Below are 15,001 nucleotides of genomic sequence, written 5' to 3'. Positions count from 1 at the left end.
GTGCATGGCTGGCTGAACATAGGAGGTGGCGATGACCACAACAGACAACGCGCTCACTCCCGCCCTCGTGGCCCTGGCGTCGAGGCGTACGCGCTCGCAGATGCTCCCCGACACCGCCGCGTCGATCCGGCGGGCTCGCGTCTTCACCGCCCACGTCCTGAACGAGTGGGCACCGCCGATTGACGCCGATGCCGTGCGCCTGTGCGTCTCCGAGCTGTGCACCAACGCGCTCCAACACGGCAGGACACCGGGCCGCTTGTTCTTGCTGCGCTTGTCGCTCACTGATGCCGAGTTTCTCGTGGAAGTGCACGACGCCGACCCCGTCTCGCCCGAGCTGTGCGACGCCGCGCCCACCGACGAAGCCGGCCGCTGGGGCACCTGCCCGCGCCGCGGGCCCGGCAAGGTCGTGTGGTGCGGGTTCCCTCTCGCCTCGCCGTACCCCGGCGAGGCGTCGTCATGACACCCGCACTCCCGCCCCCTGCTGCGGCTGTTCAGCGTCTGCGGCGGCTCGCCCCGTCGACTCCGGGACAAGGAAGGCGGCTGGCCGCCACCATGAACCTGGCACCGAACCAGCTGTCCTCGCATCTCTCCGCTCGAACCACCTTGAGCTGGACCAACCCTCCGGGCACGCCGGTGCCCGACGTGACACAGCGTCGTTCGCACGAGTACGTGTATGCGCTGAAAGGGATGTTGCTGTGACCGAAACCCAAGCTGATTCGGATTCCACCGAGCTGTTGCGGGAAGGGATGGTCGCCGAGCTGCGGAAGCAGGGAGCCATCGTCTCCGATGAGGTGGAGGCTGCGTTCCGTGCCGTACCGCGGCACCACTTCGTGCCCGAAGTGCCGGCCGAAGACGTGTACGGAGCGCCCGAGGGGGTGGTCACGAAGCGCACCTCTGAGGGCCGCTGGGTCAGCTCGGTCAGTGCGCCGTGGCTGCACGCGCGGATGCTTGAGGCAGCTCGTGTGGCGCCCGGGATGCGGGTACTGGAGATCGGCTCGGGCGGCTGCAATGCCGCGCTCCTGTCCGAGCTTGTCGGCCCGGAAGGCGAAGTCACGAGCATCGACATCGACCCCGACATCACCGCGAGGCACGTCGCATGCTGGACGCGACCGGCTACGACCGCGTTCAGGTGATCACTGCGGATGGCGCCCAGCCGACCCCCGGTGCGACGGCCGGCGGATTCGATCTGATCATCGTCACTGTGGGCGCCGCCGACCTGCCTGCGCCGTGGGTCGACCAACTCGCCGACGACGGCCGACTGCTGGTGCCACTGCGATTTCGCTCCCTGGCCCGCACGATCGCCTTCGCCCGGGAGGACGATCACCTGCGCAGCGATGCGCTCATCCTCTCCGGCTTCGTAGCCATGCAGGGGGTGAGTGCCACGCACGCCCCGCGCACGGTGCAACTCGCCGGAAGCGACGTGCGGCTCGTCGTGGATGAGGACCAGGCGGTCGACGACACGGCGTTGACCAAGGCGTTCGCCGAGCCGCGGTGTGAACGGTGGACAGGGGTGGAGCTGACCGGATCCGAGCGTGTGCTGCCGCGGCTGGATGTCTGGCTGGCCGGCGCCGCTGCTCCGTACGGCAGGCTGCGAGCCACTTCGGAAGCGAACGACCGCGGCCTGGTCGGGTGGGTGCTGGGCACCGGCGCGGCTTGCATCTGGACAGACGATTCCCTGGCCTACCTCACCTTGCGCGCGCAGGAGGGCCAACGGGACGGCTTCGAGATCGGCGTGATCGGCCACGGTCCCGGGCGGGAAGAGCTGAGCGCACGCCTGGTCGCTGCGGTATCCCGCTTCGATCGCGAGGCCCGGCACGCCGGCGAACCGGTCGTACGCGCCTACATCCGTGGCCGGGGGGACTTCCCCACGGCGGATTCCGTGACCGTGAACAAGCCCAGCTCCCGCCTGGTGATTGGCACCTGAAGACTCGGGCCGGCCCCAGAACAGGGGACTGACCCGGAACCGCGCTCTTGGGCAACGGAGCCCTGGGAGCCCGTGCGCTGAAGGGAGGGAACGACATGACAAACGCAGTTGATGACCCGTTCGCGCTGGACCCCACCCGTGAGGACATCGGGGAGCTGACCACGTGGCTCAGCGGCGATGGCGACGGCGACGGCGACGGCGACGGCGATGGCGACACGACCGGGGACGGTTGCGGCGAGTCCCCGCCGCAGGGCCCGACGACCGGCTGCTGACCCACCAGGACCAGTGTCCAGGGCCGGACATGCTGAAGCGTGTCCGGCCCGTCCCTCTCCTGGGGAGCCTTGATGCGCACACTGTTCGATAGCCACCCGATGGCGATGGCACGAATCCCGCTTCGACCGTGCTCCGCGCCCTTGGACGACGAGGACGTGGGAGAGCGCGGGATGCTGGACGAGGGAATCTTCCTGGCCAGCCGGAGCGCGGCCGACGCGGCGGCGACGGCACGTGGACGCATGACACGGCGTGCATACGACCTGCGGTCGCGGACCCGGACAACCCCCCATGGCGTCTTCGCCGGAGTTGCCCCCGCCCGGTTTGGTGCGCGCACGGCGACGCTGCAACTGGGCGCGGACCACCGCCCTTTCACCTCCCCGGACCCGGCCTGGCTGGCAGCCGTCGCCGACCGGGTGCTCGGGGCCGAGCCCAGCCTGCTGCACGCTCTCACCGTCACCTCCGCCACCCTCGCCAGGAACCGAGGGGACCGATGGGAGATCGAACACCCCACGCCGGATGGGGCGCGGCGGTCGAGTGTGCGCGCCACCGAGGTCTCCATCTGGCTGCTGCACGCCGCCCACGGCGGCGCCCGTGTCGGCGGCCTCATTGCCCAACTGAGTCGTCGCTACCCCGACGCTCCAGCCGAGCGGGCCGCCGACGCCGTACGGGAGATGATCAAATCCGGGCTGCTGCTCACCGATCTGTTACCGGTCGGCTCTGGCATTGATCCGCTACGCCACCTACTGGCCAAGCTCCCACCCAGGGCATCCGTCCGTCCCGACCTGGAACGCCTCGCCCGGTTACTGGCCGACGCCGACGCCTACCCGCCCGGAACGAAACCCCGGCGCAAACTGCTCGGCGAAGCAACCGACCTGGCCGGTGCCCTGCACCGCTCCCATCGCCCGCTGGCCGTCGACACCCTCGTGGATGCCGACATCGCCCTGCCATCCGCTGTGGCCCACCGGGCGGCCGAAGCCGCCTCGCTGCTGTGGCGCATCGGGCACCGCGTCGGACCGCTGACCGATTACCACCAGCGGTTCTGCGCCGAGTTCGGGCGGCACCGCCTCGTACCCCTCCTCGATGTCCTCGACCCCGTGACCGGCCTGGGTGCGCCCCGCCCGCAGGATGCGCTGGGCCTGGACGAAGGTCTCGATCCACAGCGCACCGCGGTCCTCGCCCGCCTGCTCAGCGACGCGCTCACCGGAGGGGCCGGCGAACTCGCGCTCACCGAGGACGACATCGACCGGCTCGCCAACCCCTCGGCCCTGCCCCCGCCCCGCACTGCCGAGATCCACATCCAACTGCTCCGCAGCGTCACCGGCCTGACGATCGCCGTCTGCCCCGCAACCGGCTCCCAAGACGCCGGCGCCGCGCCAGGACGCTTCACCCGCTACCTCCCGGACCTGGCCCCCGGCGAGGCGCAGGATCCCGGCAGCGGACCCATGATCGCCGAGATCGTCTGCCGGCCCCGTATCGCCCGCGCCACTGCACTCGCCGTCGAGACCGGCGCCGCGCCCTGGCGCATCCCCCTCGACGTGCCTACCCGCCCCGATGACCTGCTCCCCGCCGACCTCGCCTTGGGCACTACCGGCGCCCACCTGCAGCTGTGGTCGACCAGCCACGAGCGGCCCGTGATCCCCGTGCTCTACAGCCGGCTCGCCCCGAGGCTGCTGCCTCCGGCCGCCCACCTGCTGCACTTACTCGGCCACGCCGGCACCCGCCCCTGGCATCCGTGGCACTGGGGACTCTTCGCCGCCTTCCCCCACACCCCGCGGGTGCGCTACCGCGACACGCTGCTCGCCCCCGCCCGCTGGCGCCTGCCCCCGCACGTGGCCGCCGCCGCTGACGACCGCGCCGCCTTCGAGGCGCACCTGGCCGCCTGGCGCACCGCCGCACGGCCGGCGCCGCCGTCCGTCCTGGTCACCGAGGAGTCCGACCGCCGCCTTCCGCTGGACCTGGACGATGCCGAAGAGCGCGAGATCCTCCGCCGCAGCATCCGCCGCGGCACCCGCACTCTGGCCGAACCCCTCGCCGCCCCCGAGCAACTAGCCGCTGTCGACGGCCCGACCGGACGCCACGTGATCGACCTCGTCGTCCCGCTCACCCGCCGCCACGACCCGCAACCCACGCTCCCTGACCCCCGCCGCGCACTGCGCCGGCACCCAGCGGTCTCCTTCCACTTGCCGGGCAGCACGTGGCTCTCCGCTGCCCTCGTAGCCCCTGGCCGCCTCCACGACACCCTGCTGTCCCGCCTCGCCCCGCTCCTGGACGATCTCGCCGGTGATGCCGACCGCTGGTTCTTCCTCCGCTACACCACCCCCGCCCTCGGGCCCCACCTTCGCCTACGCTTCCACGCCAACCCGCACACCCTCACCACCCGCATCCAACTGCGCCTCAGCAACGCCGCCGACGAGCTACACGGCACCGGCCTCCTGCGCACCTTGCTCCTGGAGCCGTACGAGCAGGAGGTCGAGCGGTACGGCGGCCCGGACGCCATCACCGCGGCAGAGGCCGTGTTCACCGCAGACAGCCGACTCGCCCTCCAAGCCGTACGGCGGACGCCGGACGAACGCCTCCTCCTCGCCGCGGCATGCGCCGCCGACATCGCTCGCAGCCTCGCCCCCGCCCAGGAGAGGGCCGCTCTTCGCCCCGGTCGCCTCACCGCCGGCCAACGCCGTCATCGCGACGCCCTTCGGCCCCATCTTGGCGACGGCGCCGCCTCGCTCATCCCCACCGTGCTGGCCACCGCCCACGCGGAGCTGCGCGCCGCCTTGGCCGACTACCGCAACAACCTGGCCCCGCACCTCGCTGCCCGCTGCGCCAGCGACGTCATCCACATGCACGCCAACCGGCTCCTCGCCGGCGGCCCCGAAGCCGAACGCATCGCCCGGACACTGGCCGCCGACCTCCTCCACCGCCGAGCATGACCCCCTTACGAACCCGGGCCGCCGAGACCGCCCGTCAGCTCGCCCACGCCCTGCGCGACCCGGAGTACATCACGACCCGCGTCTCGCCACGCGCGGCGCCCACCCTGTGCTACGGGCTCGCCGGCACCGCCCTCCTGCACGCCTGCCTCGCCCAGACCGACCCCGGCGCCGAAGCCGCCGCCATCGCCCACTGGGACCAGGCGCACAAGCTGACGGCACACGCACCACCGGACGGGATCCACACCGGCCCCGGAGCACTCGCCGCCTCCCTGATCATCGGCACGGACTACCTCCACGGCACCCCGTACGACAAGACACTGCCCCGCGCGGCACGATGGCTCAGCGCCCGCGCCTGCGCCCTCGCTCAGCATCACCACCAGCGCTCCGCACGCGGCGAGGGCACCCCGTGTGCCGTCTACGACGCGATCAAGGGACTCGCCGGCATCGGCCGCGTGCTGCTCGCCGCCCATCTCCGGGGCTACGGCAACGAGGCCGAGCCCGGGCTGCGCGCCGCGTTGGAGGCGCTGACGCACATGATCCTCACACCACGTGGTGCCCGGTCAGGCTGGTGGCTCTCCGCGGCCGAGCACCCGCCGACCGTTCGCGTGCCTCCCTCCGGCGCCGCCACCACCGACCTCGCCCACGGCGTCAGCGGCCCCCTCGCCCTCCTCGCCCTCGCGCACACCGCCGGCCACACCCGCTCCGGACAAGCCGACGCGATCCACACCGCCGCCGCCTGGCTCCTGAACTGGCAGGAGCCAGGCGGCTCCTGGCCCCCGTACGTCAGCGGCGACGACCTCGACACCGAGTCGGCAGCCCGGAGCACTCCGGGAAGACGGGACGCCTGGTGCTACGGCACGCCCGGCATCAGCCGCGCCCTCATCCTCGCCGCCGATGCCTTGAAGGAGCCGGCCCCGGCCCACGCCGGCCGACGTGCACTGGCCGCCTTGGGCGAACGGCCACCCGCGCAGTGGGACACCGAAGGCCCGACGCTCTGCCACGGCACGGCAGGTGTTCTCCAGACCGCGGCGCAATCCGGCTCCGACGCAGTCGCCCGGCAAGCCGCCCAACACATCGTCGCCTCGTACGCCCGCAAGCACCTGTCCGAGCAGCCGAACAACCCAGCCCCGGGCGAGCCAGGCTTCCTGACCGGCGCCGCCGGCGCTGCCCTGGCCCTCGCCGACTACTCGGGCCTCATCCCGACAGACCGCCCCGCCGCCTGGGACTGCCTGATGTTGCTCTCATGAGTAATCGCCGTGAGCCAGTGCCGGGGCAGACGGATCAGAAGGTTGCTCGCAGGTCCGACTCCCGCCAAGCGCGCATCGACCAGAGACTTCGTGTAGCTCGTTTGCCGGCTCCGCCGTTGAGGGCCGGTCAGCTCACCGCCCGGTCCCGCTCCTGGAGGATCTCCATCAGCGAGCGGGCCTGGGTCTTGATGAACTCCAGCCCCTCCTGGGCCTGCCGCCCCCACGGGCGCGGCTCGGTGTCCACCACGCACACGGTGCCCAGGGTCACGTCGGTCACCGGGTCGATGAGCGGCGCGCCCATGTAGGTGCGGATGCCGATCTGGTCGACCACCGGGTTGCCCGCGAAGCGGGGGTACGCGCACACGTCGGGCAGTACGAGCGCGGTGCGGCGGCCGACGACGTGGGGGCAGTAGCCGTGGTCGCGCTCCATGATCCGGCTGACCTCCGGCTTGCCGGGCTGGTCCGCCGCGCTCGGGTCGGCCCAGTCGGCGGGGGGCGCGTAGAGGCCGGTGAAGTACTGGTGGTCGGTGATGAGGTTGACCATCGCGTACGGGGTGCCGCCCAGCTGGGCGAGGCCGGCGGCGCCCTCGGCGAGGCGGGCGGCGAAGGCGTCGAACTCCGGGTCGGGGTGGTCGCCCAGGCCAAGTTCGTGCAGCCGCTGCTTGCGCTGCGCCAGCTCCTGGTCCTGCTCCCCGTCGGTCATCAGATGGCGGGCGGTGTGGTAGTCGAAGGTCGTCATGCGGGGCTCCTCGGTGGGGAGGTGGGCACGGGCTGTGCGGACTCGGACGCTGACGTGGATGCTGACGCGGACTCGTGCGGGGTCGCGGGCTCGGTCCCGGTCGCGGGCTCGGTCCCGGCCCGCGCCGCCACGGACCGGGCGTGCGCGTGCTCGACGAGCGTGATCAGCAGGTTGCGCGCCGAGCCGGTGGCGCGGGCGTCGCAGCACATCACCGGGGTGTCGCTGCGCAGATGGAGCGCGGCCTTCACCTCTTCCGGGGTGTAGCGGTAGGCGTCGTCGAACTCGTTGACGCCGACCACGAAGGGCAGGCCGCGCCGCTCGAAGTACTCGACGGCCGCGAAGCAGTCCGCAAGGCGCCGGGTGTCGGCGAGCACGACGGCGCCGATGGCGCCGCTCGCCAGGTGGTCCCACATGAACCAGAACCGCTTCTGCCCCGGCGTGCCGAACAGCAGCAGCATCATGTGGTGGGCGCTGAGGGTGATGCGGCCGAAGTCCATGGCGACCGTGGTCGCGTCCTTCTCCGGCACCCCGTCCAGGCTGTCGTGGTCGACGCTGGCCGCGGTCAGGGTCTCCTCGGTCGTCAGCGGCGGGATCTCGCTCACCGCACCGACCATCGTGGTCTTCCCGACCCCGAACCCGCCGGCTATCACGATCTTCAGCGGGACGAAGGAGTCGTCAGAGGTTGCGTAGTCCGACAAGGACCTTCTCCAGTAGGTATGGGTCGGTGGGGTCGGGCGGGCCCGCGGGCGCCGTGAGGATGAGCGCGCAGGTGTCGAGCAGGTCGGACAGCAGGATCTTGGTGACGGCCACGGGCAGCCCGAGCCGGCCGGCCACCTCCGCCACCGACCGCGGGCCTGCCCGGCACTCCCGCAGCGTCTCGTCGTGCTCCGGCGTGAGCGGCACCCTGGGCAGCGTCCGGGCGGCGATGACCAGGGTCTCCAGAGCGAGCCGGCGGGTCGGCGCGGTCCGCCCGCCGGTGACCGCGTACGGGCGTAACCGCGGCGCTCCGTCGGTCACCCAGGGGGCGTCGTCGTACGACGTCATGTCATGTCACCGGGCGGGGCCCGGAGCCGCGACCGCCGCCGCCCGCGCGGGAGAGGTCAGGTGCGTGGGTACGCGCTTGACCAGCTGGCCCATCTCGTAGCCGACCACGCCCAGGTCCGCGTCCGGCTCGGCGAGCACCGCGAGGATGGCGCCGGGGCCGGCGGCCATCACGCACAGCACGACGTCCTCGTGCTCCACGAGCACCTGGCGCACGCCTCGAACGGTGGCGGTGCCGATGCCGGCGCCGAGGGAGAACAGCCCGGTGGCCACCGCGGCGAGCCGGTCGGCGGCGGCGGTGTCGAGGTCGTGGGCATGCATCCGCACGCCGTCGGTCGAGGCGACGACGGCGCTGCGGGCGCTGGCGACCTGCTGGACGAAGTTGGCCAGAAGCCAGTCGAGGCTTTCGCTCACGAAGACGGGCCTTCCGTGGATCGGTGCTGGTGCGTGGGGGTGGGGGTGGGGGCGGCTGCGTAGTCGTCGGCGTGGTCATCGGCGTGGTCGGCGGCATGGTCGGGGGCGCGCCGACCGCCGCCCTCCGCGGCGCGGGAGCCGGCGGTGAAGCTGGCCATGAGGCCGGTGTTGAGGGGGGCGGACGGGGGTGCCGCGGCGGCGGGTTGGCGGCGCAGCTCGGGCACCAGGTGGCTGCCGGAGCGCTCGGGCAGCGGGGGGCGCTGCCCGGCGGCGGGGGGTGCGGGGGCGGGAGCGGAGGTGGGGGCGGCGTGCCGGGGGGTGTAGCCGGCGGTGGGGTGGCGCGCGGGAGCGGGAGTGGGGGTGGGGACGGGAGTGGGGGTGGGGACGGGGGCTTCGGGGTGGCCGGTCGCGGGCGCGGGCTGGACTGCGGTGCGCTCGTGGGCGGCGGCGCCTTCGTACGGGGGGGTGCTGTCGTACTCGCGGGCGCTCTCGTACGCGGCGGAGTTCTCGTACGCGGCCGAGTTCTCGTACGCACCCGTGGCCGCCGGGGCGCGGGTGGTCTCGGACGCGCCCGACCGGGCGGGCAGCGGGGCGGCGGCGCTCGCGGCGCCGACGGCCGCGGGCTGCGGCTGCGGCTGCGACTGCGGCTGCGGCTGCGACCGGGGCGCGGCGGCAGCGGCGGGCTGCCGCCGCTCGTGCTGCTCGCGGGCGGCGGCGGCCTTGTCGCCGGCGCGCTCGCCGGGCTCCTCCGGATCCATCAGCAGCGCGTTGGGCAGCAGCACCGTGGCGCGGCAGCCGCCGTACACGTTGCGCTGCAGCTGCACGGGGATCCGGTGCCGCCGCGCGAGGTGGGCGACGACGAGCAGCCCGATGCGGCCGTCCTTGATCTGCTCGTCCACGGCCTGCGGCGTGGACCGGCTCAGCAGGTTGTTCATCCGGTCCTGCGTGTCGGCCTGGAGCCCCAGCCCCCGGTCGTCGATCTCCACGACCAGACCGGCCGCCGCCGGCTCCACGCGCAGCTCGACCTTGGTGTCGGGCGGGGAGAACCCGGCGGCGTTCTCGACGAGTTCGGCGATGAGGTGGATGACGTCGGGGGCGACGCCGCCCTGCAGCACGCCGCTCATCGGCGGCACCAGCTTGACGCGCCCGTAGTCCTCGACCTCCGAGACCGCCGAGCGCAGCACGGCGTTCACGGGCATCGGCCGGCTGATGCGGCGCGGCACGGCGCCGCCGAGTATCGCCAGGCTCTCCACCTGGCGGCGCAGCCGGGTGACGAGGTGGTCGAGCTGGAAGAGGCCGTGCAGCAGGTCCGGGTCCTCGACCCGCTTCTCCAGCCCGTCCAGCTCGTCGAGGGAGCGGATGACCAGGTTCTGCAGCCGGCGGGCGAGGTTGACGAAGACCTCGATGCGGCCCCGGGACGAGACGTCCACGACGGCCTTGAGGGCGCCGTGCACGGTGGCGTGCACCAGCCGCTCCACCGACTCGGGGGTGACGTCGGCGCCGGCGCGGGGGGTGGGGGTACCCCCGCCAGCAGGGGCGTAGCCAGTGGGGGCACCCCCGCCAGTGGGGGCGTAGCCGGTGGGGGAGGGGGAGGTGGAGAGCGACAGCGCGTCGGGCTCGGGGCGTTCGCCGCGCTGCGCCTGGTCGACCAGGCGCAGCAGCTCGCCCTGGGCGGCTTCGAGGAGCGCGGTCAGCTCCGCGCCGCGTTCGGCACGGGCCTCCTCCTCGGCGTCGAGGGCGTCGGCGAGCGCGCCGGCGCGGAGTATCGCCAGGACCGTGATGCCCACCACGGCCAGCACTCCGGCACCGATGATCATGCGGGTCTCGGCGCTCGTCGACCCGCCTATGAGCGCGCCGTACGTCGTGGCGCCGCCCACCAGCAGCGCGGCGGTCACCGGCAGCAGCGTGACCCGCCAGAGCCGGGCGCGCAGGGCGCGGCCCGCGCGGCGCCGCCGGGAGCCGAACCGGCCCGGGCGGGGGTCGGCGTGCCCGGCGGGAGCGGGGTGGTCGGACATGGGCTTCCTCGCTGGATGGGCCGTACTCGGACTGCGTTGCCAGCGCTGTCAGCATCTGGCTGCACTGTCGTACGGCGTCGTACGGCGTCGTGCGGCGTTCTTCCGGCCGTCTGCCGGGCAGTGCGCGCGCGGCGCACACGTCATCGGATGGTCACCGTGGTCTCAAGGGCACCGTGAGCCACCACTACATTGCTCAGCGGCGGGTGTCGTTGCCACCGGTCCCCGGGGTCGTTTGGGGGTCGCTTCCCCGAGATTCGCACATGTGTTCACCTTCGCCCGCCACGGGTCCGATCGGGCCGGAACTGCGTTCGGTTTCCGCCGGTCAGGGCGCCGGCGAGGGCGCCGAACTCGCCGAGTTCGGGGGCGCTCCCGGCCCGTTCGCGGGAGGCGTGACCGCCGGGCCCGCCGAACCCGCCGGGACCCCCGGGACCGCCGAGCGCGCCGACGAAGCGCAGCACCCCGTCCAGCTCCTCCAGGCCGATCAGCCGGCTGCGCGGCCGGAGCATCCCGGCGCTGCCGTAGCGGCCCAGCTCCGCGCACCGGGCGGTCAGCCAGGCCCAGTCGAGGTCCAGGTGGTCCGCCAGCCCGCGCAGCCGCTCCGCCGCCGTGTCGCCGTCGGTGACGCTGCGCGTCTGCGCGTGCCGTACGGCGTCTGCGTACGCCCGCAGCCGGGCCCAGTGGCCGGTGGTGTCGACCTGCCAGATCCCGTCCGTACGCAGCCAGTTGGCGATGATCGCGCGCTGCCCGGGCAGCAGCGCGAACCCGTCCACCTGCGTGTACTCCGGCTCCGTGCACACCCACGTGGTCAGCCCGTGCCGCTCCATCAGCGCGAGCGCCAGGAACAGCAGCGTGCGCTCGTAGCGCTCGCTGGTCTTGACCGCGTTGTGCGGCAGGCAGAAGACGTGTCCGTACGGGCGGCCGGCGTCCGTGCCCGCCTCGCGCAGCGAACGCAGGTAGTCGTGTTTGTGGCGGAAGAACAGCCAGGCGGCGGCCTCTTCGCCGTACTGCTCGCGGACCCAGAACACCGGCCGCTCGCCGGAGTCCGCGCCCAGCCGGCGCAGGACGTGCTGGTCGCAGACGTACGAGCCGAGCCACGCGGTGCCGACGTCGGACAGGTCGGGCATCGCCGAGCGGGCCACGGCGGACCGCTCGCGCCCCAGGAAGTCGTCCAGGCCGCCGCGCTCCGCCTCCAGCACGGCGTCGTCGGCGAGGAGCCCGTCGTCCAGGTTGAGGACGGCCCAGAGGATCCCGTACGTCAGGTCGTCGAGCCGGTACGCGCGCGGGATCGGCAGCACGTCCACCGGGTCGGCGGCGACGGGCTGCCGGGCGCGTACCGCGTCGAGCACGAACAGCCCCTCGCCGCGCCGCGCGCCGAGCGCGGCGAGCAGCAGCGCCCGGCGCGCGGGGCGGATGAAGTCGCGCAGGTGCGGGTGGTCGTCGGGGCCGATGACGACGCTGTCCGGGCCGGCCTCCGCCTCGTACAGCTGCACGGCCACGGAGGTGCCGTCGAAGACGCGGTGGCCGTCGAGCTGCCAGACCCCGCCGCCGCCGGGGGCCGGCGCGGTGGGCGACAGGAAGGAGGTGGACCAGGTGACGTCGAGTGCGCGGGCGGTGGCGAGGGAGGCGTCGTCGGGGAGGCGGGGCGTGGTGAACGTGCGCGTGGGCGCCGGGCCGAGGAGCGCGTCGACGTCGATGCCGAGCATGTGCTCCAGGACGGTGCCGGCGTTGCCGCGCGGGATCTGCTCCCCGGCGAGCCAGCGCTTGAAGGTGGTGCTGGAGATGGTGAGTCTGGCCAGCCGCGGGTCGCCGTACTCGGCGGCGGCCTTGCGCGCGGCGTGCGTGTAGTGGACCTCGAACGTCGAGAATCTGGCCCAGCCGCGCTTGGCCAGCTCGACTCGCAGCAGCGTGGGCGGCGGCGGTACGGGGCCGGGCTCCAGTTCCGGCACCGGCTCCAGCCCCGGGTGCGGCTGCGGCTCCGGGAGGGCGTCGTCGTCCGTGGGTGGGGCGGGTGGGGGGGTGTGGCCGTCGGCGGGTGGTCCCGTCGTGGTCATGTGTGGCATACCTCGATCTGCCGGCTCAGACCGGAACATTGCGCTCCGTAGCCTGCCTTCTGGCATGTGCCATGCGTAAGTTCCGGGGGTGTGCAGAGCGTTCACGCCAACCCGCGCATTAAATCGGCTGATCTTCCAGGTCGTTCGGGGGTCGTCCGGCCGGGAGCGGCCTCCGGGCACGCCGGGCGGGCAATAATGCGCGATCATGAAGCGAGGCAGGCCCACGACCCGGTTGACACTGACGGACCGGGAACTCGACTTCCTCGAACACCTGGTCGCACACAGCGCCACCCCGGCGGCGAGACGGCTGCACTGCCGGATCGTGCTCGGCTGCGCGGCGGGGGAGTCGAACGGGGAAGTGGCGGCGCGGCTCGGGGTCACGCCGGCGACGGTGTGCCGGTGGCGCAACCGCTTCGCCCGGGAGGGGCTCAACGCGGTGCGGGGGGCCGCCGTCGGCGGTGAGCAGGGGCCGGTCGCGGAGCGGGTCGCGGGGCGGGTCGCGGGGGTACGGGAACGGGGGCCGTCCCGGCGGGAGTCGGGCGGGCCGGGGGCCGACGGGCGCGCGACGACCAGTCCCGCGGGAGCCGGGTACGCGGTCGGCCACGCCCCGTCCCGACGACCGGGGGCGCCGGGGGCGCCCGGAGCGCCGGGGGCGAGCACCACGGCGGCTGGGGGCACCACCGCCAGTGGGGGTACCGGTGGGGGCGTAGCCGGCGGGGGAGCGGACTTATCTGGTGGGGGACGGGCCGGGGGCGCTTCCCGCGCCGGAGGCGACTACGTACGCGTCAACGTCCGGCTCGCCGCCCTCATGCGCGAGTCGGGCCTCACCCCCACCTCCCTCGCCGGCCAGGTCCGCGAGCTGGGCCGGCGGCGCGGCCTCGAACTGCGCTGCACGCACACGTACGTCAAGCGCTGGCTGCGCGGCAGCTTCGGCCCCTCCGTACCGCCCGAGCTGATCGCCGCCGTGTTCTCCCGCCGCCTCGGCCGGGACGTCACCCCCGCCGACATCGCCGCCCCCTCCCCCTCCGGCTACGCCCTCTCCCCCACCGGCCACGCCCGCTCCCCCGCCGGCTACGCCCCCACTGGCGGGGGTCCCACCAGCTACGCCCGCACCGGCCGGGGTATCCCCAACAGCTGGCTCCTCCCCGACGACCTCGGCCTGCGCGGCCCGTCCACCCCGCTCGGCGCCGTACGCACCGCCGCCCGGCTCTGGGACGCCGACCCGCGCTACGCCCTGCCGGCGGTGTCCGCCACCGCCCTGCGGAACTCCGTCCGCCGGTGGCGCGGCGCCAGGCCGCCCGCGCCGCCGCAGCGCGCCCTCGGCTCGTACCGCGTCGGACAGCGGGACATCGCCCGGATCCACGCGCTGACCGAGCACCTGGCCATGCTCGACAACCGCTACGGCGGCGGCGCGGCCCGGTCGATCGCGATGACCCACCTGCGCACCGACGTGCTGCCGATGCTCGAAGGCACCTACACCGGGGCCGTCGGCCGCAACCTCTTCCGCGCTGCGGCCCTCGTCACCCACCACACCGCCCACCTGCTGTACGACACCGGCCGGCACAGCGCGGCCCGCCGCTATCTGCGCCTGGCCCTCGACATGGCGTACCACGCCCACGACCGCGCCTTCGCCGCCAAGATCCTCGGGACCCTCGCCCATCAGGCCGTCCACCTCGGCGACTACCGCGAGGCCGTCGAACTCGCCGAAGCCGGGCTGGCCGAGCCCGGGCTGACCCCCGGTGGCCAGGCCGCGCTGCACGCCATGGCCGCCCGCGCGCACGCCCGGCTGCGCGACCCGCGGGCGACCGCGATCGCCCTCTCCCACGCCGAACGGTCCCTGTCCGCGGGCAGCGCGGCGCAGGAGCCCGTCTGGCTGCGCTACTTCACCGGAGCCGAGCTGCACGACGAGATCGCGCACTGCCTCGTCGACCTCCGGCAGGCCCGCGCCGCCCGGCCGCACGCGGAGCACGGCATCGCGGCGCGTACGGACCGGTATGCGCGCAGCATCGCGTTCACGCGCGTCGTGCTGGCCACGGCGTGGCTGCAGCAGCGGGAGGTCGAGCAGGCCTGCCAGGTGGCGACGGGCGCGCTGCGGGCGACGGAGGACATCCAGTCGGAGCGGGTACGGAGCTATCTCGCCGGGTTCCGGGAGCGGCTGCGGCCGTTCCGGAACGTGCCGGCGGCGCGGGAGTTCTCGTACCGGGCGGCGCGGGCGCTGCGTTGAGCGGGGCGCTGCGCTGCGCTGGGCGGGTCGGGGCCGGTGAGGGGTGTGGGGGTCACCGGGGGCGGGGGCGGGCGCGCGGGCGTAGGCCCGCGGGCCGCGGGCGGGGCGGCCGGCGGCCCCGACTCGCATCTCCGCCCCGCGGGCGG

Annotated in this window: 11 protein-coding genes and 2 pseudogenes; 7 read left to right on the top strand and 6 right to left on the bottom strand. The window is 73.9% G+C overall.

The window, feature by feature from the left end; all coding sequences use genetic code 11:
• Positions 1–31: 31 nt before the first annotated feature.
• The 5 genes and pseudogenes from T328_RS28640 (at position 32) to T328_RS28620 (ending at position 6,371) form a co-directional block, all read left to right on the top strand.
• The gene (locus tag T328_RS28640) at positions 32–460 is read left to right on the top strand and encodes an ATP-binding protein (protein ID WP_496499094.1); all 429 of its coding nucleotides are present in this window, start codon (positions 32–34) and stop codon (positions 458–460) included.
• Between the two features lie 286 nt (positions 461–746).
• A pseudogene (fxlM, locus tag T328_RS28635) lies at positions 747–1,924 on the top strand (methyltransferase, FxLD system).
• A 95-nt stretch (positions 1,925–2,019) separates the two neighbouring features.
• The gene (locus T328_RS28630) at positions 2,020–2,196 is read left to right on the top strand and encodes a hypothetical protein (RefSeq protein WP_496499093.1); all 177 of its coding nucleotides are present in this window, start codon (positions 2,020–2,022) and stop codon (positions 2,194–2,196) included.
• Between the two features lie 171 nt (positions 2,197–2,367).
• Entirely contained in the window at positions 2,368–5,124 is a 2,757-nt protein-coding gene (locus T328_RS28625) for a lantibiotic dehydratase (protein ID WP_496499092.1), read from the top strand.
• The gene (locus T328_RS28620; RefSeq protein WP_496499091.1) at positions 5,121–6,371 is read left to right on the top strand and encodes a lanthionine synthetase LanC family protein; all 1,251 of its coding nucleotides are present in this window, start codon (positions 5,121–5,123) and stop codon (positions 6,369–6,371) included. Before T328_RS28625 ends, T328_RS28620 begins: the two co-directional genes overlap by 4 nt.
• 127 nt (positions 6,372–6,498) lie before the next feature.
• On the opposite strand, the gene T328_RS28615 is transcribed toward T328_RS28620, so the two are convergent.
• The 6 genes from T328_RS28615 to T328_RS28590 form a co-directional block, all read right to left on the bottom strand.
• On the bottom strand, positions 6,499–7,110 hold the full coding sequence (locus tag T328_RS28615; protein ID WP_496499090.1) for a GAF domain-containing protein: 612 nt from the start codon (positions 7,108–7,110) through the stop codon (positions 6,499–6,501).
• Positions 7,107–7,808, bottom strand: a complete 702-nt coding sequence (locus T328_RS28610) for a GTP-binding protein (protein ID WP_496499089.1) — start codon at positions 7,806–7,808, stop codon at positions 7,107–7,109. The genes T328_RS28615 and T328_RS28610 overlap by 4 nt, the downstream gene beginning before the upstream one ends.
• Positions 7,786–8,154: a DUF742 domain-containing protein gene (locus tag T328_RS28605; protein ID WP_496499088.1), complete on the bottom strand. Its 369-nt coding sequence runs from the start codon at positions 8,152–8,154 to the stop codon at positions 7,786–7,788. The genes T328_RS28610 and T328_RS28605 overlap by 23 nt, the downstream gene beginning before the upstream one ends.
• A gap of 6 nt (positions 8,155–8,160) precedes the next feature.
• A complete protein-coding gene (locus T328_RS28600; protein ID WP_496499087.1) occupies positions 8,161–8,565 on the bottom strand; it encodes a roadblock/LC7 domain-containing protein in 405 nt (134 codons plus the stop codon).
• The gene (locus tag T328_RS28595) at positions 8,562–10,580 is read right to left on the bottom strand and encodes a sensor histidine kinase (protein WP_496499086.1); all 2,019 of its coding nucleotides are present in this window, start codon (positions 10,578–10,580) and stop codon (positions 8,562–8,564) included. Before T328_RS28595 ends, T328_RS28600 begins: the two co-directional genes overlap by 4 nt.
• Before the next feature lie 266 nt (positions 10,581–10,846).
• Positions 10,847–12,631 (bottom strand): hypothetical protein, encoded by a 1,785-nt coding sequence (locus T328_RS28590; protein ID WP_496499085.1) that lies wholly within the window; start codon positions 12,629–12,631, stop codon positions 10,847–10,849.
• 205 nt (positions 12,632–12,836) lie between these two features.
• Between T328_RS28590 and T328_RS28585 the strand changes: the two are divergent.
• Positions 12,837–13,061: pseudogene (locus T328_RS28585) on the top strand (helix-turn-helix domain-containing protein); the annotation flags it as partial.
• Between the two features lie 378 nt (positions 13,062–13,439).
• Positions 13,440–14,855 (top strand): tetratricopeptide repeat protein, encoded by a 1,416-nt coding sequence (locus T328_RS28580; protein ID WP_496499143.1) that lies wholly within the window; start codon positions 13,440–13,442, stop codon positions 14,853–14,855.
• The last annotated feature ends 146 nt before the right edge of the window (positions 14,856–15,001 follow it).

The sequence above is a fragment of the Streptomyces sp. CNX435 genome, from assembly GCF_059570575.1.
Note: the sequence above shows the minus strand (reverse complement) of the source record. Positions and strands in the feature narration are given on the sequence as shown.